The organism is Sulfitobacter sediminivivens (genome assembly GCF_042611115.2).
Lineage (GTDB): Bacteria > Pseudomonadota > Alphaproteobacteria > Rhodobacterales > Rhodobacteraceae > Sulfitobacter > Sulfitobacter sediminivivens.
The window spans coordinates 102,762-128,025 of the sequence record NZ_JBHGAR020000006.1 but is presented as its reverse complement, the minus strand read 5'-3'; the positions used below and the strand labels follow the sequence as shown (position 1 = coordinate 128,025).

Annotated in this window: 27 protein-coding genes; 20 read left to right on the top strand and 7 right to left on the bottom strand. The window is 58.6% G+C overall.

Annotated elements, in window-relative coordinates; genetic code table 11:
• Positions 1-45: 45 nt before the first annotated feature.
• Entirely contained in the window at positions 46-657 is a 612-nt protein-coding gene (locus ACEWL3_RS08910) for a 2-hydroxychromene-2-carboxylate isomerase (protein ID WP_386181035.1), read from the bottom strand.
• The gene (locus ACEWL3_RS08905) at positions 650-1,666 is read right to left on the bottom strand and encodes a phosphotransferase family protein (protein ID WP_386181038.1); all 1,017 of its coding nucleotides are present in this window, start codon (positions 1,664-1,666) and stop codon (positions 650-652) included. The genes ACEWL3_RS08910 and ACEWL3_RS08905 overlap by 8 nt, the downstream gene beginning before the upstream one ends.
• Positions 1,667-1,767: 101 nt before the next feature.
• Between ACEWL3_RS08905 and ACEWL3_RS08900 the strand changes: the two genes are divergently transcribed.
• The 4 genes from ACEWL3_RS08900 (at position 1,768) to ACEWL3_RS08885 (ending at position 6,268) form a co-directional block, all read left to right on the top strand.
• Positions 1,768-2,997 (top strand): acyl-CoA dehydrogenase family protein, encoded by a 1,230-nt coding sequence (locus ACEWL3_RS08900; protein WP_386181041.1) that lies wholly within the window; start codon positions 1,768-1,770, stop codon positions 2,995-2,997.
• Between the two features lie 86 nt (positions 2,998-3,083).
• Positions 3,084-4,067 (top strand): membrane dipeptidase, encoded by a 984-nt coding sequence (locus tag ACEWL3_RS08895; RefSeq protein WP_386181044.1) that lies wholly within the window; start codon positions 3,084-3,086, stop codon positions 4,065-4,067.
• Positions 4,068-4,121: 54 nt separating this feature from the next.
• Positions 4,122-5,774, top strand: a complete 1,653-nt coding sequence (locus ACEWL3_RS08890; RefSeq protein ID WP_386181047.1) for a hypothetical protein — start codon at positions 4,122-4,124, stop codon at positions 5,772-5,774.
• On the top strand, positions 5,771-6,268 hold the full coding sequence (locus ACEWL3_RS08885; RefSeq protein ID WP_386181050.1) for a hypothetical protein: 498 nt from the start codon (positions 5,771-5,773) through the stop codon (positions 6,266-6,268). Before ACEWL3_RS08890 ends, ACEWL3_RS08885 begins: the two co-directional genes overlap by 4 nt.
• 35 nt (positions 6,269-6,303) lie before the next feature.
• Here the strand turns inward: ACEWL3_RS08885 and hrpB are convergent, their stop codons facing one another.
• Positions 6,304-8,718: an ATP-dependent helicase HrpB gene (gene hrpB / locus ACEWL3_RS08880; protein WP_386181053.1), complete on the bottom strand. Its 2,415-nt coding sequence runs from the start codon at positions 8,716-8,718 to the stop codon at positions 6,304-6,306.
• An 81-nt stretch (positions 8,719-8,799) separates the two neighbouring features.
• Between hrpB and meaB the strand changes: the two genes are divergently transcribed.
• On the top strand, positions 8,800-9,771 hold the full coding sequence (gene meaB, locus ACEWL3_RS08875) for a methylmalonyl Co-A mutase-associated GTPase MeaB (RefSeq protein ID WP_386181056.1): 972 nt from the start codon (positions 8,800-8,802) through the stop codon (positions 9,769-9,771).
• Between the two features lie 44 nt (positions 9,772-9,815).
• Here meaB and ACEWL3_RS08870 read toward each other — a convergent pair whose 3' ends face one another.
• The 3 genes from ACEWL3_RS08870 to fsa all read right to left on the bottom strand — a co-directional run bounded on the left by ACEWL3_RS08870 (position 9,816) and on the right by fsa (position 12,316).
• On the bottom strand, positions 9,816-10,769 hold the full coding sequence (locus ACEWL3_RS08870) for a tyrosine recombinase XerC (protein ID WP_386181059.1): 954 nt from the start codon (positions 10,767-10,769) through the stop codon (positions 9,816-9,818).
• Positions 10,766-11,473 (bottom strand): DUF484 family protein, encoded by a 708-nt coding sequence (locus ACEWL3_RS08865; RefSeq protein ID WP_386181062.1) that lies wholly within the window; start codon positions 11,471-11,473, stop codon positions 10,766-10,768. The genes ACEWL3_RS08870 and ACEWL3_RS08865 overlap by 4 nt, the downstream gene beginning before the upstream one ends.
• Before the next feature lie 189 nt (positions 11,474-11,662).
• Positions 11,663-12,316 carry a fructose-6-phosphate aldolase gene (gene fsa, locus ACEWL3_RS08860; protein WP_386181065.1) on the bottom strand — a complete coding sequence of 218 codons (654 nt, stop codon included), beginning with the start codon at positions 12,314-12,316 and terminating at the stop codon, positions 11,663-11,665.
• Positions 12,317-12,420: 104 nt separating this feature from the next.
• Between fsa and ACEWL3_RS08855 the strand changes: the two genes are divergently transcribed.
• The 7 genes from ACEWL3_RS08855 to ACEWL3_RS08825 all read left to right on the top strand — a co-directional run bounded on the left by ACEWL3_RS08855 (position 12,421) and on the right by ACEWL3_RS08825 (position 18,700).
• Entirely contained in the window at positions 12,421-14,616 is a 2,196-nt protein-coding gene (locus ACEWL3_RS08855; RefSeq protein WP_386181068.1) for a primosomal protein N', read from the top strand.
• A gap of 118 nt (positions 14,617-14,734) precedes the next feature.
• Positions 14,735-15,967: an MFS transporter gene (locus ACEWL3_RS08850; RefSeq protein ID WP_386181071.1), complete on the top strand. Its 1,233-nt coding sequence runs from the start codon at positions 14,735-14,737 to the stop codon at positions 15,965-15,967.
• 104 nt (positions 15,968-16,071) lie between these two features.
• Positions 16,072-16,629: an MATE family efflux transporter gene (locus tag ACEWL3_RS08845; RefSeq protein ID WP_435000763.1), complete on the top strand. Its 558-nt coding sequence runs from the start codon at positions 16,072-16,074 to the stop codon at positions 16,627-16,629.
• Positions 16,550-17,005 carry an MATE family efflux transporter gene (locus ACEWL3_RS08840; protein ID WP_435000762.1) on the top strand — a complete coding sequence of 152 codons (456 nt, stop codon included), beginning with the start codon at positions 16,550-16,552 and terminating at the stop codon, positions 17,003-17,005. Before ACEWL3_RS08845 ends, ACEWL3_RS08840 begins: the two co-directional genes overlap by 80 nt.
• Before the next feature lie 21 nt (positions 17,006-17,026).
• Positions 17,027-17,368 carry a hypothetical protein gene (locus tag ACEWL3_RS08835; RefSeq protein WP_386181080.1) on the top strand — a complete coding sequence of 114 codons (342 nt, stop codon included), beginning with the start codon at positions 17,027-17,029 and terminating at the stop codon, positions 17,366-17,368.
• Positions 17,368-18,240: a 50S ribosomal protein L11 methyltransferase gene (locus tag ACEWL3_RS08830; RefSeq protein WP_386181083.1), complete on the top strand. Its 873-nt coding sequence runs from the start codon at positions 17,368-17,370 to the stop codon at positions 18,238-18,240. The genes ACEWL3_RS08835 and ACEWL3_RS08830 overlap by 1 nt, the downstream gene beginning before the upstream one ends.
• 115 nt (positions 18,241-18,355) lie before the next feature.
• Positions 18,356-18,700: a hypothetical protein gene (locus tag ACEWL3_RS08825; protein ID WP_386181086.1), complete on the top strand. Its 345-nt coding sequence runs from the start codon at positions 18,356-18,358 to the stop codon at positions 18,698-18,700.
• Positions 18,701-18,867: 167 nt separating this feature from the next.
• On the opposite strand, the gene ACEWL3_RS08820 is transcribed toward ACEWL3_RS08825, so the two are convergent.
• Positions 18,868-19,086 carry a DUF1127 domain-containing protein gene (locus tag ACEWL3_RS08820; RefSeq protein ID WP_386181089.1) on the bottom strand — a complete coding sequence of 73 codons (219 nt, stop codon included), beginning with the start codon at positions 19,084-19,086 and terminating at the stop codon, positions 18,868-18,870.
• Positions 19,087-19,419: 333 nt separating this feature from the next.
• Here ACEWL3_RS08820 and ruvC point away from each other — a divergent pair, with 333 nt between their 5' ends.
• The 8 genes from ruvC (at position 19,420) to ACEWL3_RS08780 (ending at position 25,133) form a co-directional block, all read left to right on the top strand.
• Positions 19,420-19,926 carry a crossover junction endodeoxyribonuclease RuvC gene (gene ruvC, locus ACEWL3_RS08815; protein ID WP_386181091.1) on the top strand — a complete coding sequence of 169 codons (507 nt, stop codon included), beginning with the start codon at positions 19,420-19,422 and terminating at the stop codon, positions 19,924-19,926.
• Positions 19,923-20,585: a Holliday junction branch migration protein RuvA gene (gene ruvA / locus ACEWL3_RS08810; RefSeq protein WP_386181094.1), complete on the top strand. Its 663-nt coding sequence runs from the start codon at positions 19,923-19,925 to the stop codon at positions 20,583-20,585. The genes ruvC and ruvA overlap by 4 nt, the downstream gene beginning before the upstream one ends.
• A gap of 46 nt (positions 20,586-20,631) precedes the next feature.
• On the top strand, positions 20,632-21,651 hold the full coding sequence (ruvB, locus tag ACEWL3_RS08805; RefSeq protein ID WP_386181097.1) for a Holliday junction branch migration DNA helicase RuvB: 1,020 nt from the start codon (positions 20,632-20,634) through the stop codon (positions 21,649-21,651).
• A gap of 10 nt (positions 21,652-21,661) precedes the next feature.
• Entirely contained in the window at positions 21,662-22,309 is a 648-nt protein-coding gene (locus ACEWL3_RS08800) for a hypothetical protein (RefSeq protein WP_386181100.1), read from the top strand.
• Positions 22,306-22,692, top strand: coding sequence for a tol-pal system-associated acyl-CoA thioesterase (gene ybgC / locus ACEWL3_RS08795; protein WP_386181102.1), 387 nt, complete (start codon positions 22,306-22,308; stop codon positions 22,690-22,692). Before ACEWL3_RS08800 ends, ybgC begins: the two co-directional genes overlap by 4 nt.
• Positions 22,693-22,821: 129 nt before the next feature.
• The gene (tolQ, locus tag ACEWL3_RS08790) at positions 22,822-23,517 is read left to right on the top strand and encodes a protein TolQ (protein ID WP_386181105.1); all 696 of its coding nucleotides are present in this window, start codon (positions 22,822-22,824) and stop codon (positions 23,515-23,517) included.
• 3 nt (positions 23,518-23,520) lie between these two features.
• Positions 23,521-23,997, top strand: coding sequence for a protein TolR (gene tolR / locus ACEWL3_RS08785; protein ID WP_386181108.1), 477 nt, complete (start codon positions 23,521-23,523; stop codon positions 23,995-23,997).
• A 2-nt stretch (positions 23,998-23,999) separates the two neighbouring features.
• Positions 24,000-25,133, top strand: a complete 1,134-nt coding sequence (locus ACEWL3_RS08780; protein WP_386181111.1) for an energy transducer TonB — start codon at positions 24,000-24,002, stop codon at positions 25,131-25,133.
• Positions 25,134-25,264: the final 131 nt, after the last annotated feature.

The following is a 25,264-nucleotide window of genomic DNA, read 5'->3' as shown; positions in this document are numbered from 1 at the left end:
AATCGGCCCATTGGCGCGTTCGGCCATTGGACTGTCAACCGAAACTTAGACGGCAAAAGGCGTGGTGATCGCGCGTTCAACCATTTGCAAACGGTCCTGACCGTAAAACATATCGCCCCGGATAAAATAGGTCGGTGACCCGAACACACCTCGCGCAATGGCTTCGTCCGTATTGATGCGATGCCGTGTCTGAACGGCCTCCGAGATCGCCGAATCTAAAAGAGCCGTCCCATCCAGTCCTGATCCATCAGCCAATGCCCGCAGCGTTTCCTTGTCGGCAATGTCAGCGTCATCGCGCCAATGGGCCTGTAAAATGGCCTGGCTCAGAACATCCGCATCTGCACCGCCGGCGATAATCATCCCATTGGCCAATGCCAGCGGGTGGTCATGATAGGTGGGCCGATGCCCGATCATCGGCAGATCGCGCCACTCGGCCCACCGCACCAACTCGCGGCCAAAGAAATAGTTGATATGCGCGGGTGTTCGCGTTCGAAACGCCTTGCCACCCGCCGCCGCCATGACGGGTGCAAAATCAAAGGGGCGATGTTGAACAGTCCAACCGGTCTGCTTGGCAATCCGCGCTAATTCCCACGCGCCCAGATAGGCATAAGCCGAATGGGCGGCATAGAAATATTCGATGATGCCATCCTTAGCCATGGGCCAGTTTCCTTGCGTCATGCGCCATCAACGCAATCACCTGCCGCATCATATCGCTATTCTTGGGATTTGATGCATTGCCATCCAGCCCCCGTTTCAAGACGCCCTGAAGGATCGCGAGCAGACGAAAATATGAAAACACAACGTAGAATTTCCAATTCTGAGGTCGCGCAATACCGCGCCTTTCGCAATATTGATCGACGTACGCGTCCTCAGACGGCAATCCGATCTCGGCCCTGTCTACCCCCGCCAACCCGCAAAAATGCCCCGCATGGGGCAGGCGCCAATGCATGCATTGATAGGCCAGATCGGCCAGCGGATGCCCCAGTGTGGACAATTCCCAATCCAACAGGGCCGCGACGTTCTCGGCGTCTGGCGCAAAGATCATATTGTCGATGCGATAATCCCCATGCACGATGGCGCTGGTACCATCATCGGCCACCATATTGGCGGCCAGCCAATCCATAACCCAATCTGCGTCTGGCAATCTGTCCGTTTCGGCATCGCGGTACTGCCCGGACCATCGGCCCACCTGACGTTCAAAGTAATTGCCGGGTTTGCCAAAGTCGCCAAGACCCACCTGAACCGGATCAACCGAATGCAGGGCCGCCAGCGTCGCATTCATCGCATCATAGATTCGCGCCCGCGCAGGCCTGTCCAGTTCCGGCAGGGCGGGATCCCAGAAAATACGCCCCTGCACCATGTCCATCAAAAAGAACTGCGTGCCCATCGGGCTGTCATCGCCGGAAAGATGCAGCACCTCTGGCACCGCAACATCTGTAGCTGCCAATGCCTGCATGACACGGTATTCCCGATCCACCGCATGGGCCGATTTCAACAATTTGCCAGGCGGTTTGGCCCGCAGCACGAATTGGCGCGTCCCGGACGTGATCTTGTAGGTTGGGTTTGATTGCCCATCCGAAAACTTTTCAATGGCATCCAGCGCACCAAACCCCGGCACATGCGCCTCCAGATAGCGCTCCAACGTACCGTGGTCGTAGTTATGCACTTCACGTTCCCCTCAATGCCCATGGACAAGCTGCTGCAATCTAAGCAAGTCTGCGCAGGAGGGGAAAGCCCCGTATTGCGCCAACCCAGAGGAAGACAGAGATGAATTTCGAAATGCGCCCCGAAAATCGCGAACTGCTTGACCGGGTCGCTGCGATGATACGCGACGAGGTGATGCCGCTGGAAGAGGCGTACCACGCCGAAATCAACAAGGGTGATCGTTGGACCTATACGGACATGCAGGCGGAAATCCTTGAGAGCCTAAAGGCCAAAGCCAAGGCCGCTGGTCTGTGGAATTTTTGGCTTACCGACAGCGACAAAGGGTTTGGGCTCAGCACTGTTGAATATGCGCTCTTTGCCGAGGAAATGGGCAAGACGCCGCTTGGGGCCGAAGTGTTTAATTGCTCCGCGCCCGACACCGGCAACATGGAGGTGTTTGAGCGCTACGGGACCAAAGCCATGAAAGACAAATGGTTGTCTCAACTGCTCGACGGGCACATCCGCTCTGCCTATCTGATGACGGAACCCGATGTGGCAAGCTCTGATGCGACCAACATTCGCATGTCCTGCGTGCGTGATGGTGACGACTATGTCTTGAATGGCGAAAAATGGTGGGCATCCGGCGCGGGCGATCCGCGATGCAAGGTCTATATCGTTATGGTTAAAACGGGCTCTGACGACCTGCCCAAACACGACCGTCAGTCGATGATCGTGGTCGATGCGGCAACGCCAGGCATCGAAATCCTGCGTCCGATGCAGGTCTATGGCCATGACGACGCGCCGCACGGGCATATGCACATCCGCTTTAGCAATGTGCGGGTGCCTGCCGAAAATCTGCTGCTGGGCGAAGGGCGCGGATTTGAAATCGCCCAAGGCCGACTTGGCCCCGGGCGTATTCATCATTGCATGCGTGCCATCGGTCAGGCGGAAGCAGCGCTGGAATTGATGTGCCGCCGCTCACTGGACCGCGAGGCCTTTGGCAAACCATTGGCAAGTCTGGGGGCGAATTATGACATCATTGCAGAATGCAGGATGGAGATCGAAATGGCCCGGCTTTTGTGCCTCAAGGCCGCGTGGTTCATGGATCAGGGCGACAAACGCGCTGCTGCCCCCTGGATCAGCCAGATCAAGGTGATTGCCCCGCGCATGGCGCTAAAGGTGATAGACGAGGCAGTGCAAATGCACGGGGCGCAAGGGATATCTCAAGACACACCGCTGGCACATGGCTGGACCCATGTGCGCACGCTGCGTCTGGCCGACGGCCCCGACGCTGTGCACCGCCGTCAGGTCGCGCGGGCGGAACTGAGACGTTATACCCAGCAAAAGGTCTGACATGCCCGAACAGGTGGTCATTTGGCCCGGCGGTACGTCGTTTTTAGCAATTGAGCATTTGCCTGTTTCACCGCATGCTCGTCCCCATGAAAAGCCCTTTGATAGACAACCTGCAATACGCCAACTTCTCTCCCAAAATATTTGCTCAGATGCGGGCAGGCGGGGTGGATGCGGTGCATGTCACCATCGCCTATCACGAAAGCTTTCGGGAAATGGTGCTCAACCTGGAACGCTGGAACCGCTGGTTCGAGGATCACCCTGATCTGATCTTCAAAGGCACAACAGCAGCAGATGTGATCCGGGCCCAGCAAACCAATCGCACGGCCATCTTCTTTGGCTTTCAGAACCCAAGTCCAATTGAGGGCGACATTGGTTTGGTCGAAATCTGCCATCAGCTTGGCATTCGGTTCATGCAACTGACCTACAACAATCAATCATTGCTCGCGACGGGTTGCTACGAGGAGGACGATACCGGCCTCACCCGCATGGGACGCGCGGTTGTGACAGAGATGAACCGGGTTGGGATGGTGGTGGATATGTCCCATTCTGCGGACCGCTCGACCTTGGAAGCCATTGATCATTCCACCCGCCCCATTGCCATCACGCACGCCAATCCACATTGGTGGCACGCTGCACTACGCAATAAATCCGATGCGGTCCTAAAGGCGTTGACCGGGGCCGGGGGCATGTTGGGGTTTTCGGTCTATCCGCATCATCTTGCAGGTGGATCGGATTGTACCTTGGATGGATTCTGTCAGATGATCGCAGAAGCAGCCACACGTTATGGTGCTGAAAACCTGGGCATCGGGACGGACCTTTGTCAGGACCACCCAGATGAGATTGTCACGTGGATGCGTGTCGGGCGCTGGACCAAGGGCATTGACTATGGTGAAGGATCGGCCAGCAATGCGGGCTTTCCGACGATGCCCACGTGGTTCAATGACAACCGCGACTTTGGAAATATTCGGGGCGGCCTGACTAATGTTGGCATGTCGCGTGCCGAAATTGACGGGATCATGGGCGGCAACTGGCTTCGGTTTTATGAACATAGCTTTGAAGCAAAATCATGACGCCCTATGTCGCTAGATGGGCCTGCAACCACGATTGCTCTTGGGAGGTGACCGATGCTTGATAAACCACCGCCGCCGCAAAAACCTCTGCGTGATCCGGACGACGTGATGCGATTGGCCCGCATGGGGTCAATGTTTCCCACCCGGTTGTCTTTCTTGCGCAGCCTGATGCGTCGTCTGGCAGAGGACAAAGTCAAAATTAGCCGCCCAATTTGGAATATGGACGCCGAAGGGTTTGGTCACGCGGTCTATTGCCTGCATCTTGGCGGGTATGATTATTCGCTGGTCGCGGTGTCAACCGATCTGCCGCCCGAGATGCGAACCGACAGGGTGATCGCAACAGCCTGGGACACCGCCTATGTGCTTTATGATGGCATCCCGGACACGTCCGAGATTTCCCGGATCGTCGCCGCTGCCCCCAAACAGGAAGCCGCCAGATTCACCGAGCGCGACCTGGTTCTAAGCCGCGCCAATAAATCTGTGCGTCTGTTTGCCCATGTGACCCAATCATTGCGTGCGGGTCGTCAACCGAACCCCGATATGATCCGCGATGTGGGATACCTGATGCGCACCACAGCGGTATATGGAAACGGCAAATTCGGCATCGCGGATCGCGATATTATTGAAACGCGCCCCGCACTTGAAGGGCCGTTTGCCGCCGAAATGCTGACCGTCTGGCTGATCCGGCATTTTACCCATGAATTGGCAGAACACGTCGGGCGCGGCACCTTGGAGACCACTCTCAAGCGGCACCTTGGGATCGGCAATTCAACCGGCCTTGGTATGGCACCTTTTCTGGTCAACCACCCGGTTTTGCTGAACAATTGGATGCTTGTCCGCGAAACCGCTCTAGCACGTGTTCGCGCGATTGAGGCACTGGATGACGCGAAAGTGGCGTGCCTGTCCAATCTGGCAGAACGCGCGGCACGACATCTGCAAGAATGGAACGTGCCGGACCCAAACCATCAGGCCCGCATCGTCACGTTGCGCGCGGGTTGGGAAATTGCAAAGGGTCTTCTGACACCGGATGCGCTTCGTGGTCACGAACCTCTTGATGGTGTGATGAACGCCGTTGCGCGCCAAAGCTGCGACGTGCAGGAATTAATGGTCGCGCTGATCATCGAACCGTTTGGCGATCTGGTGGATGGACTGGCCGAGTGTATGGGCGACCCTTTTGGCGGGTTCTATGCGCCCATCGGTAACACTGCAGCCTTACGAACAGAGATTGAAGAACATTTTGCATGGGCGCTGACCCCAGACTACAATGACCCCGAAGGCTGCGGCCAGTTCTGGTATGTCTCAGAAGCAAAGCAGGAGCCACGTCTTGGGCTGCGATTTGACGAACCCGGTGCCGATCTGGAAAGCCCGCTCGACATTGGTCGGCGCGTCAAGGCGCTCCATACAGCGCTTGAGGAGGTCAACATCGCGCTTTCTGATTTTTTGGCAGATCATCCTGACCACGGGTTGGCCATTTCACGGGTGCAGCTTGGTGCGCAATATCCTTACGCTGAAATCCGCGACAATCTGATTGCAACATCTTGCCTGCCCATTGACATGCTGCGGTGCAAGCTATCGTTCTTTGGCGCGTCGAAATTCGATCCCAAATCAGACCGCTGGACCCGCATCACCCTTTGCCAGGGCGCGCCCTTGGCGGATGATCTTTGCACCAATCCGGATGACTGGTGGCTGCCGGTCTTTGCCGCATGACTTGCTCTTCCAACGAAGTGATGGTGCTGGCGGGCAAAGCTGCCCGTGGTGCCGGCGCACCGCCCGCACAAGCCAGCGAATTTGGCCGCGCCGTCGTGCACCATATCTGTGCCGGGCGCGACATGCGCTATGTTTCAGAAGCGCTTGATGCCCTGCCAAAAGGGCCGATCATGGATTTTCCAGTCGCGTTCACGCGTGTGTTGGAAAAAGGCGGCGCGTCGCCGCGCGGGCAGGTAGAGGCAAGCGCGTGGTTGCCGCTCGCCCAGAGTTATGCCGACGCGTTGCCTTTTGCGGCCCGCGTAACAGTGATTGGTGAGGTCTTGGATATCATCGCTGACGTGCAGCGCCCCGCCGCCAAGGTAGCCCTTGGGCGGCTCACCTTGCCAAATGCGTTGTTTGATAAAATGAACGCCCTTGCCGCACGCATTCTGGTCCCTGAAAGCGACGCCTCGCGGCGCGCTGGTGCCGGTGCGGGTCTGACGGACAACGACTGAACTTCACCCTTTTTATAAATACCGCGGCACTGCCCTCACGTTCCGCGGCGCTTGGCCCGTAAGGTGGGATCAGCCTGCGTCGGGTCCTCAGGCCAGGGGTGCCGGGGATAGCGCCCGCGCATGTCTTTGCGCACATCTGCATAAGAGCTGGCCCAGAAGCCCGGCAAATCCGTTGTCACCTGAACCGGGCGTTGGGCGGGCGACAACAACGTTATCTGCAATGGCTTGCCTGCGATCATCGGATGTTGCGTGACGCCAAATACTTCTTGCAGGCGCAAAGCGATCTGTGGTTGGACGCCGGAATAGTCAATCGGGACATTGCGCCCCAATGGCGTCTCAAAATGCGCCGGCGCAGCGCGGTCCAGCGCTTGTGTCTGATCCCAATTCAACCGCGCCTTGAGCGCGGGCAGAACATCAAAACGCTTCCAATCGGCGCTGGAGCGCACACCATTCAGGTGCGGCAATAGCCATGTTTCCAGTGTTTCCATCAGATGAGCCTGTGAAAAATCGGGAAAGCCATCGCCCATTAGCCGGACCCTCGACAAGAACCGTTCGGCTGCCGCACTCGGCATCACGCCAAGTTGGCGCACGCCATCCAGCATCGCGATTGCCACCTTGTCTGCTGGCGCTTGCGCCCAAATGCGGTCGTCCAGAACGAGCGCGCCCAACCGTTCTTGTTTCCGGGTCAGGACGCGGCTTCCGCGGCGCGACCAGGAACAGACATCCTGCCATATGATCTGTGCTCCAAAAGCCTCGCGCAGTTCTGCCTCTGATATCCGTGCGGCCTGCCTGATCTTTGCTTCTCGTGGATCGCCGTCCAAATCGGTTGTCACGATAAGCCGTTCACCCGCCATTGGATCATGGTCTGGCATCACGGCACCCTTGCCCCCCGACAGGATGAACCGAGGCGCATCGCCATTGCGGCGCAACCCGATCCGGTCAGGATACGCCAGCGCGGCCAGCATGCCGATGCCATCAGGCCCGGTCCCCTGCTGCCCGCGTGTAAGGCGCTTCGCCTCTTGCCGGATGCGGGCAAGGGTGGGGGCATGAGCCTCCGCAGATGATTTCTTGCCAGTTACCGCGTCCATCCGAAGTGCCAGATCAACCGATCCCCCGCGCAGCGGATCACGTTCTGCTAAAAGCGCTGCCAACATCGGCGCGGTTTTGCCCCCGCGTGCCACCATATGCGCCAGCCGGGGATGCAGCGGCAGCCGTGCTAAGGCGCGTCCGTGTTCGGTAATGCGCCCCTCTGCATCCAGCGCCTCCAGCATCTGCAAAACCGCCTGTGCTTCACCCAAGCGGCCCTCATGCGGAGGCGTGACAAAAGCCAGATCATCCGCCTGCGCGCCCCATAATGCCAGTTCCAGTGCGAATCCGGTCAGGTCACCCACTTCAATTTCGGCGGGCGGATAGGCCGCAAGCGCGCCTTCTTCGCCCTTGGTCCACAATTTATAAGCGGCCCCTGCAGTCATCCGCCCCGCGCGGCCCGCCCTCTGGGTTGCTTCGGCCCGCGTTACCCGTTCTGTCACCAGCCGCGACATGCCCGAGGATGCATCAAACCGCGCGCGGCGCGCCAGTCCACCGTCCACAACAATCGTGATGCCTTCGATGGTGAGCGAGGTTTCGGCAATAGAGCTTGCCAGCACAATCTTGCGGCCCTTTTTGGCCGGGGCAATGGCCGCACGCTGGGCCTTGAAATCCATCGCGCCAAAAAGCGGTGCCAAAGTGCAATCTGCCGGCAGATGGCCCCCCAAAATACTTTCCACCCGCCTGATTTCGCCCTCACCCGGCAGGAAAACCAACGCGGAACCCTCCGCCTCTGACAGCGCCTTGAGCACCAGATCAGCAACCGCCTGATCAAAGCGCTGCTTGCCTGTCGGACGGTCCAGCCAGTGCTGCGCAACCGGAAAACTGCGGCCTTTTGAGGTCACAACTGGCGCGTCCATCAATGTGGCCACGGGCGCTGCGTCCAATGTCGCCGACATTGCCACCAACATCAGGTCATCGCGCAATGCGCCCGCCACCTCAAGACACAAGGCCAGCCCCAGATCCGCGTTCAACGAGCGTTCGTGAAATTCGTCAAAGATCACCGCTCCGATGCCGGGCAGATCCGGGTCTTGTTGCAACATTCGGGTCAAAATGCCTTCGGTCACAACTTCAATCCGCGTATCTCTGCTGATCGCCGAGGCCCCACGCACCCGGTATCCGACTGTTTTTCCCACGTCCTCGTCCAGGGTTGCCGCCATGCGTTCCGCCGCCGCGCGCGCAGCAAGGCGGCGTGGCTCAAGCATGATGATCTTTTGCGTTGTAAGACCGGCATCCAGCATCGCCAGCGGAACCCGTGTTGTCTTGCCCGCACCGGGCGGGGCCTGCAACACCACGCGACCGCGGCTTGCAAGCGCCGCAATAACCTCGGGCAGCACAGCATCAATGGGAAGGGTGAACGACATGAGGTCTTTATCTGGCAAAGACCGGCGCGCGCCAAGGGGCAAGGGATGGACATTTCAAGGCGACCCCGCAAAAGATGCGTCATGGATATGGATGACCTTGCAGAACGTGTGGTGGCGGGCGAACGGCGCGCGTTGGCGCAGGCGATCACGCTGGTTGAATCGGGCCGCGCGGATCACCGCGAAAGCGCCGCGCGACTGTTGGCAGCCTTGCCGCAAGACAGCCAAGCCTTGCGCATCGGGCTTTCCGGCACACCCGGTGTGGGCAAATCCACATTTATCGAAAGCTTTGGGATGATGCTTACCGGTCAGGGAAAGCGGGTTGCGGTACTTGCTGTTGATCCGTCTTCATCGCGCTCGGGGGGCTCCATCCTTGGCGACAAAACCCGGATGGATTTGCTCAGTCGGGATCCCAACGCCTTTATCAGGCCCTCGCCCAGCCAGACCCATCTGGGCGGTGTGGCGCGTCGCACCCGCGAGGCTGTGCGGCTTTGTGAGGCGGCAGGATACGACGTGGTGTTGATTGAGACAGTGGGCGTCGGCCAATCTGAAACGGTTGTGGCCGAGATGTCGGACGTTTTCCTGCTGCTCCTTGCCCCGGCGGGGGGCGATGAATTGCAGGGCGTCAAACGCGGGATCATGGAAATGGCAGATGTGATTGTCGTCAACAAGGCTGATGGCGATCTCAAAGCGGCCGCGAGCCGCACCTGTGCGGATTATGCGGGCGCACTGCGGTTGCTGCGCAAAAGGGAACAGGACCCAGCAGGATTTCCCAAGGCAATGATGGTGTCGGCGTTGCAGGAGCAGGGGCTTGATGAAACATGGGAAGCCCTGCTTGAGCTTGTCAATTGGCGGCGCGAAAATGGGTACTGGGACCAAACAAGGGCGACGCAGGCGCGGTACTGGTTCCTTGAGGATGTGAAACAACGCCTGTTGGCGCAGTTGGAAACGACCCAGGCGCGCAAGGCATTGCGGGACTTAAGCGATCAGGTCGCAGAGGGCACCGTTGACCCCGCGGTCGCCGCTCAGACATTTGTGGAAAAACTGGGTCATTAGCGCGTCCAGGCAGAATTCTTAAAAGTATAGATGGGGTTTGGAAATCAACCTACCGCCTTCGGATGCGCCCGGTTGTACACCTCCATCAGCCGCGCTGTGTCAACGGCGGTATAGGCTTGCGTTGTGGACAGTGATGCATGGCCCAAAAGCTCTTGAATTGCCCGCAAATCACCGCCCGCATCCAGCAAATGGGTCGCAAAGCTGTGGCGCATGGCGTGTGGTGTCGCAGTGGCGGGCAGGCCAAGCTGCATCCGCGCATTCGCCATCACCTGCGCAATGGCGCGCGCCCCAAGCCCGCCGCCGCGAATGGCCCGAAACAGCGGTTCGCGTGGTTCCTGCGGATGAGGGCATTCGCGCAGATAGGCGTCAATCGCGGTCCGCGCGGCAGGCAGAACCGGCACCACACGTTCCTTGCCGCCCTTACCGACAATGCGCAAAACATCAGGCAGCGGTGCATCCGCACCTTTAAGCCCCAGCGCCTCTGAAATTCGCAGCCCGCAGCCCCATAGGAGGGTCAGAACCGCCACATCGCGTGCCGCCACCCAAGGTCTGTCTGTTTGTACCTCCACACAGTCGATCAGCGCCTTGGCAGCATCAATTGCCAAGGGGCGCGGCAGTTTTTTCTGAAATTTCGGCGACCGGGTGGACAGCACCGCGGTGGGTTCAAACCCTTCGCGTTCTGCCAGCCAGCGATAGAACGCCTTTACCGCAGACAGTTTGCGGGCCATCGACCGCGGCCCGACATCGCTGCCGCGCGTGCGCGCCATCCAGCTGCGCATATCTGAAATGGTGATCCGCGCCAGCGCACCCAAGCCTTGGCTGTCGCCCTTGTGGACCGTCATGAATGCCAGAAAATCCGCCACGTCGCCTTGATACGCGGTGAGCGTGTTGTCCGCCGACCCCTTAAGGGCGCGCTGTTGGTCAAGCCATGTTTGCAGCGCATTGCGTGCGGCGGGGCTGATCAGCCCGGTGTCGGCGGCATGTTGCGCCCGGTTCAAGACAACCAGCGGCGCATCGCGCGCTCAAATACCCCGGTGAAAAATGTCAGCAGGTCGGTTCCCTGCTGGGGCCCGAACATATGCGGGTCCTCGGCACCCATCACCAACAGGCCGGGCAGTCGGCCCGCCCCAAAATCCAGTTTCAGACACGCCTCGGACCGGATCCATTCCGCCTTGCCGCCGTAGATGTGTTCGTCAGCACCCTGCACGCCACGCAATGTCACTTGCCGGGGCGCGCCGCCGCGTCCCTGGGTCAGGTATTCGTCAATAAATCCGGGTTCAGCGACGCTGAGAACATCACCAAGGCGCTGCACGGCGGGATCGCTGTCGTTCTGAACTGATTCCAAAACCAGCTTGACCGCGTCAACGCGCAGGATCTCGGCCACTTCACCACCCAGATCGCGCAGAAAGGCTTCAAATTCGACCGGGTCGAGCATCCGCAGGATGGCGCGGTGTATCTGGTTGGTGCCTGCAAGGTTTTCGTAAGCCGCGGCAATCACGCTGCGGTGGGTGTCTTCCAGCCGGTCCAGACGTGTTTCCAGACGTTCCATCGCAATGCCGCGCAGATCGACGATGTTGCCACCCATCGATTTTTCATTGGCCGCAATCAACGCCTGCATGACGTCGGTATCGTCCAGTATCACATCGGGTTTCGAAATGATCGCCTCGCGCAGGGCGTCATCAATCTTGGGGCTGCTGCTCATGTACGTCTCTTGATTATTTTGGGTGGTATAGCATGAGGTTTTGAATAAATCTGCCCCCTTGTTGTTAACTGGGAATGCAGGGTGGATCGTGTTGCCAAACCGCTTCATCCGCAGCGTCAGATGGAGAGACCCCTCCATGTGACGCCGCACTGAATGCCTGAAAGATGGGCGCGCGGCCCATCCCATTTGTCAGACGATTTTGATATTGCCCTCGGCGGCATCTTTCATGAATTGATCAAGCCCTTTGTCGGTCAGAACATGGCTGGCCAGTTTCTTGATCACCTCTGGCGGGGCCGTCATCACGTCAGCACCAATCAATGCGCAATCCTGCACGTGGTTCACGCTGCGGATAGAAGCCGCCAGGATCTGGGTTTCAAAGCCATAGTTGTCATAGACGGTGCGGATGTCCTGAATAAGGTCAAGACCATCAAGGTTGATGTCATCCAGACGCCCGATGAAAGGGGAAATGAACGTGGCCCCCGCCTTGGCCGCCAGCAATGCCTGATTGGCCGAGAAACACAAAGTGACGTTGACCATCTTGCCTTCGCCAGACAAAACTTTGCATGCTTTCAGGCCCGCCCATGTCAGCGGCACTTTGACGGCGATGTTGTCGGCGATCTTGGCCAGTTTGCGGCCTTGGGCGATCATCTCATCGGCTTCGAGGGCGACGACTTCGGCGCTGACCGGGCCGTCAACGAGATCACAAATTTCTTTAGTGACTTCCAGAATATCCCGGCCTGATTTCAGGATCAGCGACGGGTTGGTTGTGACCCCATCGACCATGCCCAAATCATTAAGCTCGGCGATGGCGTCAATCTCGGCGGTATCTACGAAAAATTTCATGTCTTGTCCTTGCGTATGAGGAACGGAGCGTTGATGTTGGCTTTACCGCATGATCGGCCCTGCTGAAACCCTCAAATCCCGAAATTGTTCAATCGGAGCTTTTGGTGACGTCCCAAGAATTCTTTGACCACGGCGCTTTGGTGTCCGTGCTGACGACGCAGCCTTTGGGACGTGCTTTGGACTATAAAGCGCCTGAAGGCGGCTGTCATTTGGGTGCCTTCGTTGAGGTACCCTTGGGGCCGCGCAAGGTGCTTGGGGTTGTTTGGGGTGCGGGTAAGGGCGACTATGACATTGCCAAAATACGCTCTGTCATCAGAGTATTAGATGCGGCACCGATGCGGGCGGAAATGCGCGAGTTTTTGATGCGCGCGGCGGCCTATACGCTCACACCGATGCCCGCCATGCTGCGGCTGGCCACCCGCGCACCGGGTTTGGGCGACCCGCCGTCGATGCGCAAAGTATATCGTCGTGGTGTGAAAGAGCCTGAGCGGATGACAGACGCGCGGTCGCGTGTGCTTGCGACATTGTCAGAATATGGCGATCTGTCATTCACGCTCAAAGAACTCGCTGAAATGGCGGGGGTGACGCCTTCTGTTGTGAAGGGGCTGGTTGGTCAGGGGGCCGTGTTTGAAGAAGACAGCCCACGAGATGTGCCGTTCGCGCCGATGGACCCGGACTTGCCAAGCAAAGAACTGACGCAAGATCAGGCGGCGGGCGCACGTGCGCTGGCTGAGGGTGTGGCTGGGCAGGCATATGGCACCACGTTGCTGCGCGGCGTGACCGGATCGGGCAAAACCGAAGTTTACCTCGAAGCGATCGCCGCTGCACTGAGGGCCGGCCGTCAGGCCTTGGTATTGCTGCCCGAGATTGCCTTGACTGAACAGTTTTTCACCCGCGTTCAGGAACGATTTGGGGCAAAGCCTGCGGAATGGCATTCAGGGGCCACCATGACCGAACGCCGTCGCATCTGGCGCATGGTCGGACACGGACAGGCGCAATTGGTCATCGGCGCGCGGTCGGCCTTGTTCCTCCCGTTTCAGAACCTTGGCCTGATTGTCGTCGATGAAGAACACGATACCTCCTACAAGCAGGAAGAAGGCGTTCTGTACAATGCCCGCGATATGGCCGTGCTGCGTGCAGCAATCTGCGGGGCGCAGGTGGTATTGGCTTCGGCTACCCCGTCGCTGGAAAGCTGGGCCAACGTAGAGGCAGGCAAATACCGGCGGCTGGAATTGACCTCAAGGTTCGGCCCGGCAGTCTTGCCGACGATGGGCGCAATCGACATGCGCGCAGAAGCTTTGCCAAGCGACAAGTGGGTGTCACCGACCTTGCAAATCGAAGTCAGCAAACGGTTGGAAAAGGGCGAGCAGGCGATGCTTTTTATCAACCGCCGCGGCTATGCTCCGATCACGCTCTGCCGCGCCTGCGGCCATCAAATTGGCTGTGATCATTGCGACGCGCGGATGGTGGAACACCGGTTTTTGAAACGCCTCGTCTGTCACCAATGTGGTGAAAGCAAACCGATGCCAGAGGTATGCCCGTCGTGCGAAGCAGTGGGGCGGCTGGCCCCGGTGGGACCAGGTGTGGAACGTTTGGGCGAAGAGGCCGCCGCATTGTGGCCAGATGCCCGCATCGCCACCTTAAGTTCAGACATGTACGGATCAGCGCGCGCGCTCAAGGCCGAGATCGCAGCAATCAGTGACGGGGCCGCCGACATCATAATCGGGACCCAACTTGTCGCCAAAGGACACAATTTCCCAAATCTGACGCTTGTCGGTGTGATCGATGCCGATCTGGGCCTGATGGGGTCCGATCTGCGCGCAGCAGAACGGACGTTTCAGCTGATGCGGCAGGTGGCGGGGCGGGCGGGCCGGGCAGAGGCACCGGGCACCGCCCTGTTGCAGACTTATCAACCCGAGCATCCGGTGATCCGGGCAATTTTGGCAGGCGACGAAGACGCGTTTTGGGCCGCAGAGGCCAAGGAACGGCAACAGGCCGGTGTGCCGCCTTATGGCCGAATGGCCGGGATCATCCTGAGCGGGCCCGACATCGCACAGGTGTTTGATGCGGGCAACTTGCTGGCGCGTCAGGACGGGCCGTTGCGCGCGGTTGGCGCTCAGGTCTTTGGGCCTGCACCGGCCCCTATTGCACGGGTCCGCGGTCGCCACCGGGTGCGCCTCTTGGTCAAGGCGGACAAGTCTGCGCCCTTGCAGGAAGCGCTGGCACGCTGGGTCGCACAGGTGCGCCTCAAGGGTGATTTGCGACTGGCCGTTGATATAGATCCGCAGAGTTTTTACTAGGGTGAGGCCACTGGGGGTTTCACACCCCCAGACCCCCGTGCGGTATTTTCGAAAAGGGTGAAGGGGCGGGTGCATTTGCATCTCGCCATTGCGGCGTCTGGGGCGTATTGGGTTTGGTATGGCTCAGTATATCACCCTCGAAGACGCCAAACGGCTGCCATTTTGGTGCCGCCCCGTGGCGTTGTTGTTTCTGATGGCACTGGCCATGCCGATTGCGTTCAACACGTGGGCGGCGCTGCTGAACAATTTTGTCATCGAGGTCGCTGATTTTGATGGGGCCGATATTGGTCTGTTGCACACAGTGCGCGAAATTCCCGGTTTTCTGGCTGTTGGCGTGATTGCGATCATCATTTTCGTGCGCGAGCAGGTGCTGGGGCTGGTGGCGCTGATCTTGCTTGGCGTGGCGACGATGCTTACCGCTTTGTTTCCCACGATGGGCGGCATTCTGACCCTCACAATGCTCAGCTCCATTGGCTTTCACTATTACGAAACGGTCAATCAATCGCTGCAATTGCAATGGCTTAAGATCGAAGACGCGCCGCGGATGCTTGGGTGGCTGATGGCCGCAGGGTCATTTGCCACGTTGATTGCCTATCTGGCGATCATGGCACTTTGGGAGACACTGAATCTCTCGTATAACATCGTCTATATGGTTGGTGGTGGCATCACGGTGCTGATCGTGATTTTCGCGATTGTCGCCTATCCGCAATTTGAGGCACCGACACCGCAGATCAAAAAGATGGTCCTGCGCAAGCGTTACTGGCTTTATTATGCGCTGCAGTTCATGTCCGGTGCGCGGCGGCAGATCTTCATGGTTTTTGCAGGATTTATGATGGTCGAACGCTTTGGATTTGAAGTGCACGAAATCACCACGCTTTATCTGATCAATCTGGTTGCCAACATGATCTTTGCCCCGTTGATGGGCCGCGCCGTTGGTTTCTTTGGAGAGCGGCGCGCGCTGGGGTTTGAATACATCGGGCTGATACTGGTGTTCCTCTCTTACGGCGGTGTCTATTTCATGGGCTGGGGCGTGATCGTTGCGGCGGTGCTTTATGTGCTGGACCATATGTTCTTTGCCCTCGCACTGGCGCTCAAAACTTACTTCCAAAAGATCGCGTCACCCGCTGACATAGCGCCCACAGCAGCAGTGGCCTTTACCATCAACCATATTGCAGCGGTGTTCTTGCCCGTGCTGCTTGGGCTCTTGTGGCTGGTGTCACCAGCGGCGGTGTTCTTTCTGGCGGCGGGCATGGCGTGTGTGTCTTTTTGCCTTGCAATGCTGATCCCGCGCCATCCTGCACCGGGGAACGAAACCATACTTGCAAGTAGGCTGCCGCAGGCCGCAGAGTAGCACGCAGGTGGCGCAGGGGCGGTTCCTGACCGGGTCCGCAATGGGTCACGTGATGCGGATGACAGCAACCGTCGCGATGGGCATTACCTTTGTTTTGCCGGTCGATGCGGCGGAGCTTTTGTGGATATCTCAACGCGGTGATCCGACATTGGTGGCCACCATCGGGTTTGCCTTTGCAATCCAGTTTCTATTCGGTTTCCATCGCCGTTGGTTTCATGATTGCGGCAACAGCGATGATCTCGCGCAGTATCGGCAGGTGGGCTGTGACGCTGGCTCGCCGGCAGGCGGGGGCCGCGACCGTGATTGCTGCGGGGGTCCAAACCTGCGTGGCGCTGTTGGTCATCATGGAACGGCACGATCTGGTTGCACTGGCTGGGGCCGAGGGCGAAACCGCACGGCTTGCGGCGCGCTATCTGGCAATCACCATGCCTTCGCTCATCCTGATGGCCGTGGCACCGACCTGCTCGGGGGCGCTGCGTGCTGAAGGGTTCGGGGCACAGGCGATGTATGTCACCCTGTTTTCCGGTGTGCTTTTGATGGTGCTCGACCCGATCCTGATTGTCTGGCTCGGGCTGGGGCTGGATGGCGCTGCGATCGGGCTTTTTTGCATTTCGCATCTGTATTGTAGCGCTTGCGATCTATTTTGCGGCGCGTCGCAATGACCTTATTGCATGGCCTGCAGTTGCGGATGGGCGCGCGTTTTTCAAACCCTATATGGTGATCGTCCTGCCAGCGATTGCCACGCAAATGTCCACGCCGGTCGCGAATTATCTGCTGACCATCGTCATGGCCCCTTTTGGCGATGATGCGGTGGCGGCTTGGGCTGTGGTCGGGCGGCTGACCGTTGTGGTTTTTGGCGGGGTGTTTGCCCTGTCGGGGGCCATTGGCGGCATTTTTGGCCAGAATTTTGGCGAGAGTCAGATGGCGCGCGTGCGCAGTACCTATTGCAACGCGCGGATCTTTTGCCTGATTTATGCGCTGGTGGCGTGGCTTTTGCTGTACCTGACAACGCCCTATGTGATCTGGGCCTTTGCCTAGCAAGGGCAGGGGGCTGCGATTTTGGCGGCGTTTACCACGGTGGGTGTGGGCGCGTTCATCTTCATCGGTGCGCTCATTGTCTCCAATGCGGCCTTTAACAGTCTGGGCAGGCCTGGCCGATCCACGCTGGTGAACTGGCTGAAAGACGGTGCGCTGTCCTGGCCACTGGCGTCTTGGCTCAGCCTTTATCTTGGAACGATCGGGGTCATCTTTGGCCAGGCACTGGCCGGTGTGTTGATGGGCGTGGTCGCGGCACTCTGGGGCTGGGCCTTTGTCGCGCGACTTCAGGCTGAGGACACGCCGCCCCTTGACCGCCCGTCCTTGCGCCCCTACCCGAACCCGGACAGATATCGGAGAAGATGATGCCAACGTTTACCGCACTGACCACCCTGATGGGCCGCGACCCCGCTTACGCGCTGGGCGACGCGATGGAGGGCCTGACGCCAGAACCGACAGGGGTTGGTGTCTTCGAGGTTGAAGACGGCTCAGGCCTGTGGGAAGTGGGCGGTTATTTCGAAGCCGCCCCGGATGAGACCGCGTTGATGGTTCTTGCGGTGGCAATGGGGGCCAAGCCTTTTGTCGTTTCAGAAGTGCCAGAGACCGATTGGGTCGCCCATGTGCGCCGCGAGCTCGCTCCGGTCGAGGCCGGTCGGTTCTTTGTTTATGGCAGCCATGACGCTGACAAGGTCCCCCAGGACTGCGAACCTTTGCTGATTGAGGCGGCAATGGCGTTTGGTACCGGTCATCACGGCACTACCTTGGGATGTCTGCGGGCGCTGGACCGCTTGGCGGGTGACGGGTTTGAAGGAGAAAACGTTGTCGATATCGGCTGTGGCACAGCCGTTCTGGCCATGGCCGCCGCCCGTATCTGGCCGAAAAACGTGCTGGCCAGCGATATAGATGAAGTTGCGGTTGAAGTTGCCGCGGCAAATGTAATGGCCAACGGTTTGGACGGGCGCGTCAATTGCGTTGAGGCGGCTGGCTTTGACCACCCTGTTCTGGCCGAGGCAGCCCCGTTTGATCTGGTATTTGCCAATATCCTCAAAGGCCCCCTTGTCGCACTTGCCCCCGATATGGCGCACGCCATGCAGCCCGGCGGCTATGCGATCCTGTCAGGAATCTTGAACGAACAGGCCGACGATGTGATCGACGTTTATGCACGATCCGGCATCAATCTTGTCCATAGGGAAAGCATTGTCGATTGGACAACCCTGACACTTCGCAAAATGACCTAAATTGACCCCCATTTAAGGGGAATTTGAGGCACTTGCCCAGAAAATGCCACATTTCAGGCCTAATGTCTTTCGGAACTGATCCGGTGGGGGCCGTTGATCTGAGAAGGCTATTGCCATGGCTGAGACACATGACCAATTTAACAAGCGCCTGAGCCTGCTTGGCCACAAACATGCGAAGATGACGCATGGGTTTTCTACCCAAGTGGGGCCAGACGGGCTGATCCAGGTCACTCCGAAAGCCAAACGAAATGGATTTCCCTTCAAAGGGCTGTTCTTGCTTGTTTTCGGCTTCGTTGCATTTAAGGCATTTATGTTGGCATCTGTTGGTCCCGCAACTTATGCAGAACGGCTTTCCAAGCTTGAGAACAGTTCAGTGGTTGAGGCCGCAGGTGCCAAGCTGTTGGGTATTGATCCACTCACGGCGATGATGGCGGATCTTGTTGTACCGCTATTGCGGTAAGGGTTGGCATCATTGCCTGAAACGGGCATTTGGCTTTTCGGACGACACCGGTCACTTCGCCTGCGCACTCAGGGCATTATATAGCAAAAGCCACGCGCTGTTCTCACAGGCGTGGCTTATTGCGTCGGAGTGACAAGGCGTGCGCTGATCAGCGCGCCCATCGCCATTTAACGAATGAAATCTGTCTGGGCGACAACATCGATGTCGCCGCGGATCAGGCCGATATCGTCCAGTTCGCGATCAGACAAAGCTGCCAATGCGTTACGTGTTACGCGTGCATCATTCCAGGCAACAACATTGCCAAAAATGTTCGCGATAAACGAAGAAATGCGAGAAACGGCCAATACTGAGCCATAAGCGGTGCGGGTTGTGTCGAAAGCTGCCATTTGAGCCATCCTTTATATCTGAATTTTTATGCCGGTTTGCCCGACTGTCTGAGGGGCAGATAGGCGGGTTTATTGGATAGCACAATTGACAGAAACGCATGTGTGATCTGCACCCATTGCATAGGTTCGAAAGGTGGTTAACGCGCCGTAAAGTAAGGCAAAATTGTGTTTACCGGAGTGTCGCTTTTGATCTTGAGAAAGGCGATTTCAGCCGCTCTGGCGTAAAAGCGACACCTCAGAGGTCGCAATCACACGCTGATGGGAAAAGCTTGGCCAATGTTCGCCTTTCGTGCTAGTGAAACAAAAAAGCAACAATTTGAGGCAACTGGACATATGGTACGGGTAATCGGCATTGATCCGGGGCTGCGCAATCTTGGTTGGGGCGTCATTGACGTGGCAGGCAGCCGCATCACGCATGTTGCAAATGGGGTTTGTGTGTCCGTTGGCGAAGATCTGGCACAACGGCTGTTATCGTTGCACGGGCAACTGACCCGGGTCTTTGCCACCTACCGCCCCGAAGCCGCCGCAGTTGAGCAGACGTTTGTGAACAAGGACGGTGCAGGCACTCTCAAACTGGGACAGGCGCGCGGTATTGCGATGCTGGTGCCTGCCCAAGCAGGCCTGACGGTTGGTGAGTATGCGCCCAACACGGTCAAAAAAACGGTCGTGGGGGTCGGACATGCGGATAAGGGCCAGGTCGCGCATATGGTGCGCATGCAACTGCCCGGTGTCGAGATTGCTGGCCCGGATGCAGCGGATGCGCTCGCCATCGCAATATGTCATGCGCACCACGGTGGGGCGAGCACCTTTGCCGCAGCCGTTGCAAAGGCCACTGCATGATTGGAAAAATAACAGGTCGCATTGAATACCGCGCGGCAGATCATTTGCTGATCGACGTGCGCGGTGTTGGGTATCTGATTTATTGTTCCGAGCGCACATTGGCCGCTTTGCCGGGGGTGGGCGAGGTTGTCGCCCTTTTTACCGATCTGGTGGTGCGCGAAGACCTTATGCAACTGTTCGGCTTTCAAACATTGGTTGAAAAAGAATGGCATCGCCTGCTGACTTCCGTTCAAGGGGTCGGGGCCAAGGCATCGCTGGCGATTCTTGGGGCGTTGGGGCCGGATGGGGTCAGCCGCGCCATTGCGTTGGGCGACTGGAATGCGGTCAAGGCGGCCAAAGGTGTGGGGCCAAAGATTGCACAACGCGTGGTGTTGGACCTCAAGGACAAGGCACCGGGTGTCATGGCAATGAGTGGCACACTGGCCCAAGCCCAAGGCGATGTGCCTGCAGAGGTCATTGAAGCTCCCATAGCCCGCAAACCCATAGCGTCCGCCCCCAATGCGTCCGCACAATCGGAGGCGCTTTCTGCCTTGAGTAATCTTGGCTATAGCCCCGGTGATGCCGCAGGCGCTGTGGCGCAGGCGGCAGGTGAGATACCGGATGCAGAGACGCCCGCACTGATCCGCGCGGCGTTGAAACTATTGGCCCCAAAGGGCTAGGGTATATGCATCACCCCGATGGGCCTTTTTTTGTCTTGGATAACACATGAACGACAGCGACCCGACATTGCGGCCCGAACCGCTGCCCGAGGATTTTGACCGCGCGTTGCGTCCGCAGTTGCTGGATGAATTTGTCGGTCAGGCTGAGGCACGGTCGAACCTGCGGGTGTTTATCCAATCAGCCAAGCAACGCGGCGAGGCGATGGACCACACGTTGTTTCACGGCCCGCCTGGTTTGGGCAAGACGACGCTGGCACAGATCATGGCGCGTGAGTTGGGTGTTGGTTTTCGCATGACCTCCGGACCGGTGTTGGTCAAGGCGGGCGATCTGGCGGCGATCCTGACCAATCTCGAACCCCGCGATGTGCTGTTTATTGACGAGATACACCGGCTCAACCCGGCGGTTGAAGAGGTGCTTTACCCCGCGCTTGAGGATTTTGAGTTGGATCTGGTGATCGGCGAAGGCCCTGCGGCGCGCACCGTGCGCATCGAATTGCAGCCCTTTACCCTTGTTGGGGCCACAACGCGCATGGGGCTTTTGACCACGCCGCTGCGCGACCGCTTTGGCATCCCGACGCGGTTGCAGTTTTATACCGAGGACGAACTGTTCATCATCGTGGATCGCAATGCCCGTAAACTGGGTGCGCCGGCCGATGAGGGCGGCGCGCGCGAGATCGCCAAGCGGGCGCGGGGGACACCTCGGATTGCGGGTCGGTTATTGCGCCGTGTGGTGGATTTTGCGGTGGTTGAGGGCGATGGCACGGTAACGCGGGCGCTGGCAGACATGGCGCTTACACGGCTTGGTGTTGATCATCTGGGTCTGGATGGGGCGGACCGGCGATATCTGCGGCTAATTGCCGAAAATTATCAAGGCGGCCCGGTTGGGATTGAAACGTTGTCGGCGGCCCTGTCGGAGAGCCGTGATGCGTTGGAAGAAGTGATTGAGCCTTTCTTGCTGCAACAGGGATTGATCCAGCGGACACCGCGCGGGCGGATGCTGGCGCGAAAAGCGTGGGTGCATCTGGGGATGACGCCGCCCAAACCGCAAAGTGATCTGTTTGGCTGAGGGGGTGGGATTGAGTATTTTGGGCGAAAAGAAACTGGAGGCGGCGCAGATCGAAGCGTTGTTCACCCGCGGCGACGGCTGCTTTGCCTTTGCGCGCTGGGGCAGGGCGATTTGCCCCGTGGTATTTGGAGTTGAAGATGCGACATTGGCGGTGGTCAAAGGTGCGTTGGAAGCGGTGGTCAGCCTTGCCGGACATGAGATGGGCGAGATGGATGCCGAACTTGGCAGCAATCTGATGATTTTCTTTTTTTCGGAGTGGTCCGAGTTGCCGGAAGTCAAAGGTATGGACCGGCTGGTGCCTGATTTGGCACCGTTGGTGGCGCGGCTGGAGGCAGTGGATGCAAATCAGTACCGGATTTTCAGGTTCGATGCGACGGGCGCAATCAAGGCGTGCTTTGTATTCCTGCGAATGGATGAACATCTGAGTGCGGTGCCAGCGCACACTCTTGCCCTGTCTCAAATCGTGCAGTCGATGCTGCTGTGGTCCGACACCGCATTCCAAGACCGCTCACCCTTGGCCGCAAACGGCGAGACAACCGTCTTGCGCCCCGACATCGCCGATGTTTTGCGTGCGGCCTATGATCCTGTTTTACCGGCGATGGCACAGGATCCGTCACATGCGTTGCGGATTGCGGCTCGGGTGGTGAACCCGCAGTGATCCATCATTTCTCATTGCGTGTCTATTACGAAGACACCGACATGGCGGGCATCGTCTATTACGCAAATTACCTGCGGTTCATTGAACGCGCGCGCAGCGACTGGGTGCGCGAGATGGGCATTGACCAACTGGCGATGAAAGCGGATGGGCTGGTTTTTGCGGTGCGACGGATCGAAGCGGATTATCTGGCCCCGGCACAGTTTGAAGATGTGTTGGAGGTGCGCACAACCTTGGACGCGCTCACGCCCGCGCGTATGGTGATGGGCCAAGAGGTCTGGCGCGATCAGACCTGCTTGTTTCGCGCCGTTGTCACAATCGTGTGCATCGGGGCGGGCGGAAAGCCAGCGCGTTTGCCAGCGAAACTTCGCTCAATGGCCCTCTGACAAGCGGCGCTTTGCCAAGACCCTAGCTTTCCCAATTGTGCTGGGTTAGTTTCGTGCCAAATGGAGCCTTGGAAAACCGAGGCCTGAGGCAGTAGGCCGCATCAGCGGTGGGTAAAAAGAGCAGGACACATGCAGACAGCATTATTAGCAGCCAACGTTGGGGGCAGCATTTCGGTATGGTCGATGTTTGCTGAGGCAACCGTGACCGTGAAACTGGTGATGATCTCACTGATTGTCGCGTCGTTTTGGTCGTGGTCGATCATCGTTCAGAAAATCATCCAATACCGCAAGGCCCGCGCCCAGGCAGAGCAGTTTGATCAGGCGTTTTGGTCAGGTGAGCCATTGGATGGGTTGTTTGACAGCGTTGGTGGGGACCCGGATGGATCGGCAGAGAAAATCTTTGCCTCCGGCATGACCGAATGGCGCCGCTCGCACCGTGATGACGGTGGATTGATCCCCGGTGCCACTGCGCGCATCGACCGGAGCATGGACGTGGCGATAGCAAAGGAAGCGGAGCGGTTGCAAAAAGGGTTGCCTGTGTTGGCGACCGTCGGCTCAACGGCCCCGTTTGTGGGGTTGTTCGGGACGGTATTTGGCATCATGAATGCCTTTATCGAAATCGCAGAACAGCAAAATACCAATTTGGCCGTCGTCGCCCCCGGTATCGCTGAGGCGCTGTTGGCGACAGGCATGGGCCTGATGGCGGCGATCCCGGCGGTGGTTTTCTATAACAAACTGAGCGCCGACAGTGACCGTATTCTTGGTGGATATGAAGCGTTTTCAGACGAATTTGCCACCATCCTCAGCCGCCAGCTGGACAGCTAGGTCATGGGGGCAGGAGTTGTAAAAAAGCAAGGCGGCGGGCGCGGACGGCGGCGCGGGCGCAGCCAGCCGATGGCAGAGATCAATGTCACACCTTTTGTAGATGTGATGTTGGTGCTGTTGATCATCTTTATGGTCGCTGCACCGTTGTTGACTGTAGGTGTGCCTGTTGAGTTGCCCAAAACGGCTGCCGGTGCCTTGCCGTCAGAACAAGAAGAGCCGTTGACAGTGACAATCACAGCGGATGGCGGCGTGCAGATCCAGACCACGGAAACACCGCGAAATGATCTCGTGAACAAGCTGCGAGCGATCGCGGCTGAACGGGCAAGCGACCGGGTGTTTCTGCGCGCTGATGGCAAAGTGCCCTATAGCGCCGTGATGGAGATCATGGGCGCGCTGAATGCGGGTGGCTTTTCAAACATCGGTCTGGTCACAGACATCGGTGGTCCGGCGCTGGATGGCAGCGACGCATCGGGTGGCTAGGCGTGCATACCGGGCATTATATTTCTGGGGCGGGGCATCTGATTTTCATCGGCTGGCTGCTTTTTGGCAGCGTGTTCGACCCCGATCCGCCGCCATTTGAGATGACAGAGGTATCCGTGATCAGCGGTGCCGATTTTGACGCACTGGTCGCGGCCGGGCAATCGCCTGACACAGCGACTGACGTGGCGCAACCTGCCGAGCCAGAGGTGTCAACGGATATACCGGAGGTGTCCGCAACGCCGGATGCGGCCATTGAACAACCCGCACCCATTCAGGCCGAAACTCCGCCACCCGACGATACACTCCCTGAGGTGACGGAACTGACTTTGCCGCCCGAGGCTCAGGTCGATGATGCCCCGCCAGAACTGGACCAGCCGGTGGGCGATATTGCCGTGCTGGTGCCAGAGGTCGCCCCGGAGGCGGCACCACGCCCGGTGGAGCGGGTGGCACCAGACCCTGTGGCGGAACCTGATCCAGATGCAACGCCGGACCCGGTTGAGCAACAGGCGGTCGCACCGGACGCCGCCGGTGAAACCGTCGAAGAACCACAAGAGGCTCAGGCACCACCTGAGGCCACAACCGAGATTGTGACCGAAGTCACCGCAGCCCCCGCTGCATCGCCGCGCCCGCCCGGCCAACGTCCTGCTGCACCGCAGCCACAAGCAACCGAGACACCGACGTCCACACCTGCCGAGCCGTCGACGTCATCCGAAACCGACGCGGTGACTGCAGCACTGGAAGAAGCGCTCAGCGGTGCTGAAACACCAGCGCCCGCAACACCAGCGCCCGCATCACCAGCTGCCCCGAGTGGCCCGCCCTTGTCGGCAGGAGATAAAGAATCGCTGCGCGTTGCGGTATCGGCCTGCTGGAATGTCGGCTCGCTGTCTTCGGCCGCGCTGCAGACAACTGTTGTTGTCAGCGTGAATATGAATCAAAATGGTACGCCTGTGATTGAAACAATCCGACAGGTTGGTGCATCTGGTGGGTCTGACGCGGATGCAAAACGTGTGTTCGACTCAGCACGCCGTGCGATTATCCTTTGTGGGTCAAAGGGTTATAATCTGCCCAGCGACAAATTCAGCCAATGGCAGACCATAGAGATGACCTTTGATCCAAAAAAGATGGGGAACAGATGACCCTTTGCACTTTCAATTTTACCGCCCCTCTGGCGAAAATCGGCGCGGCATTGTGTCATATGTTTGCCTGCGTGGGTCTCAAAGCCCATAAACTTCCCCTCGAAAAGCACGCCGCTCGGCGCGACACTGCC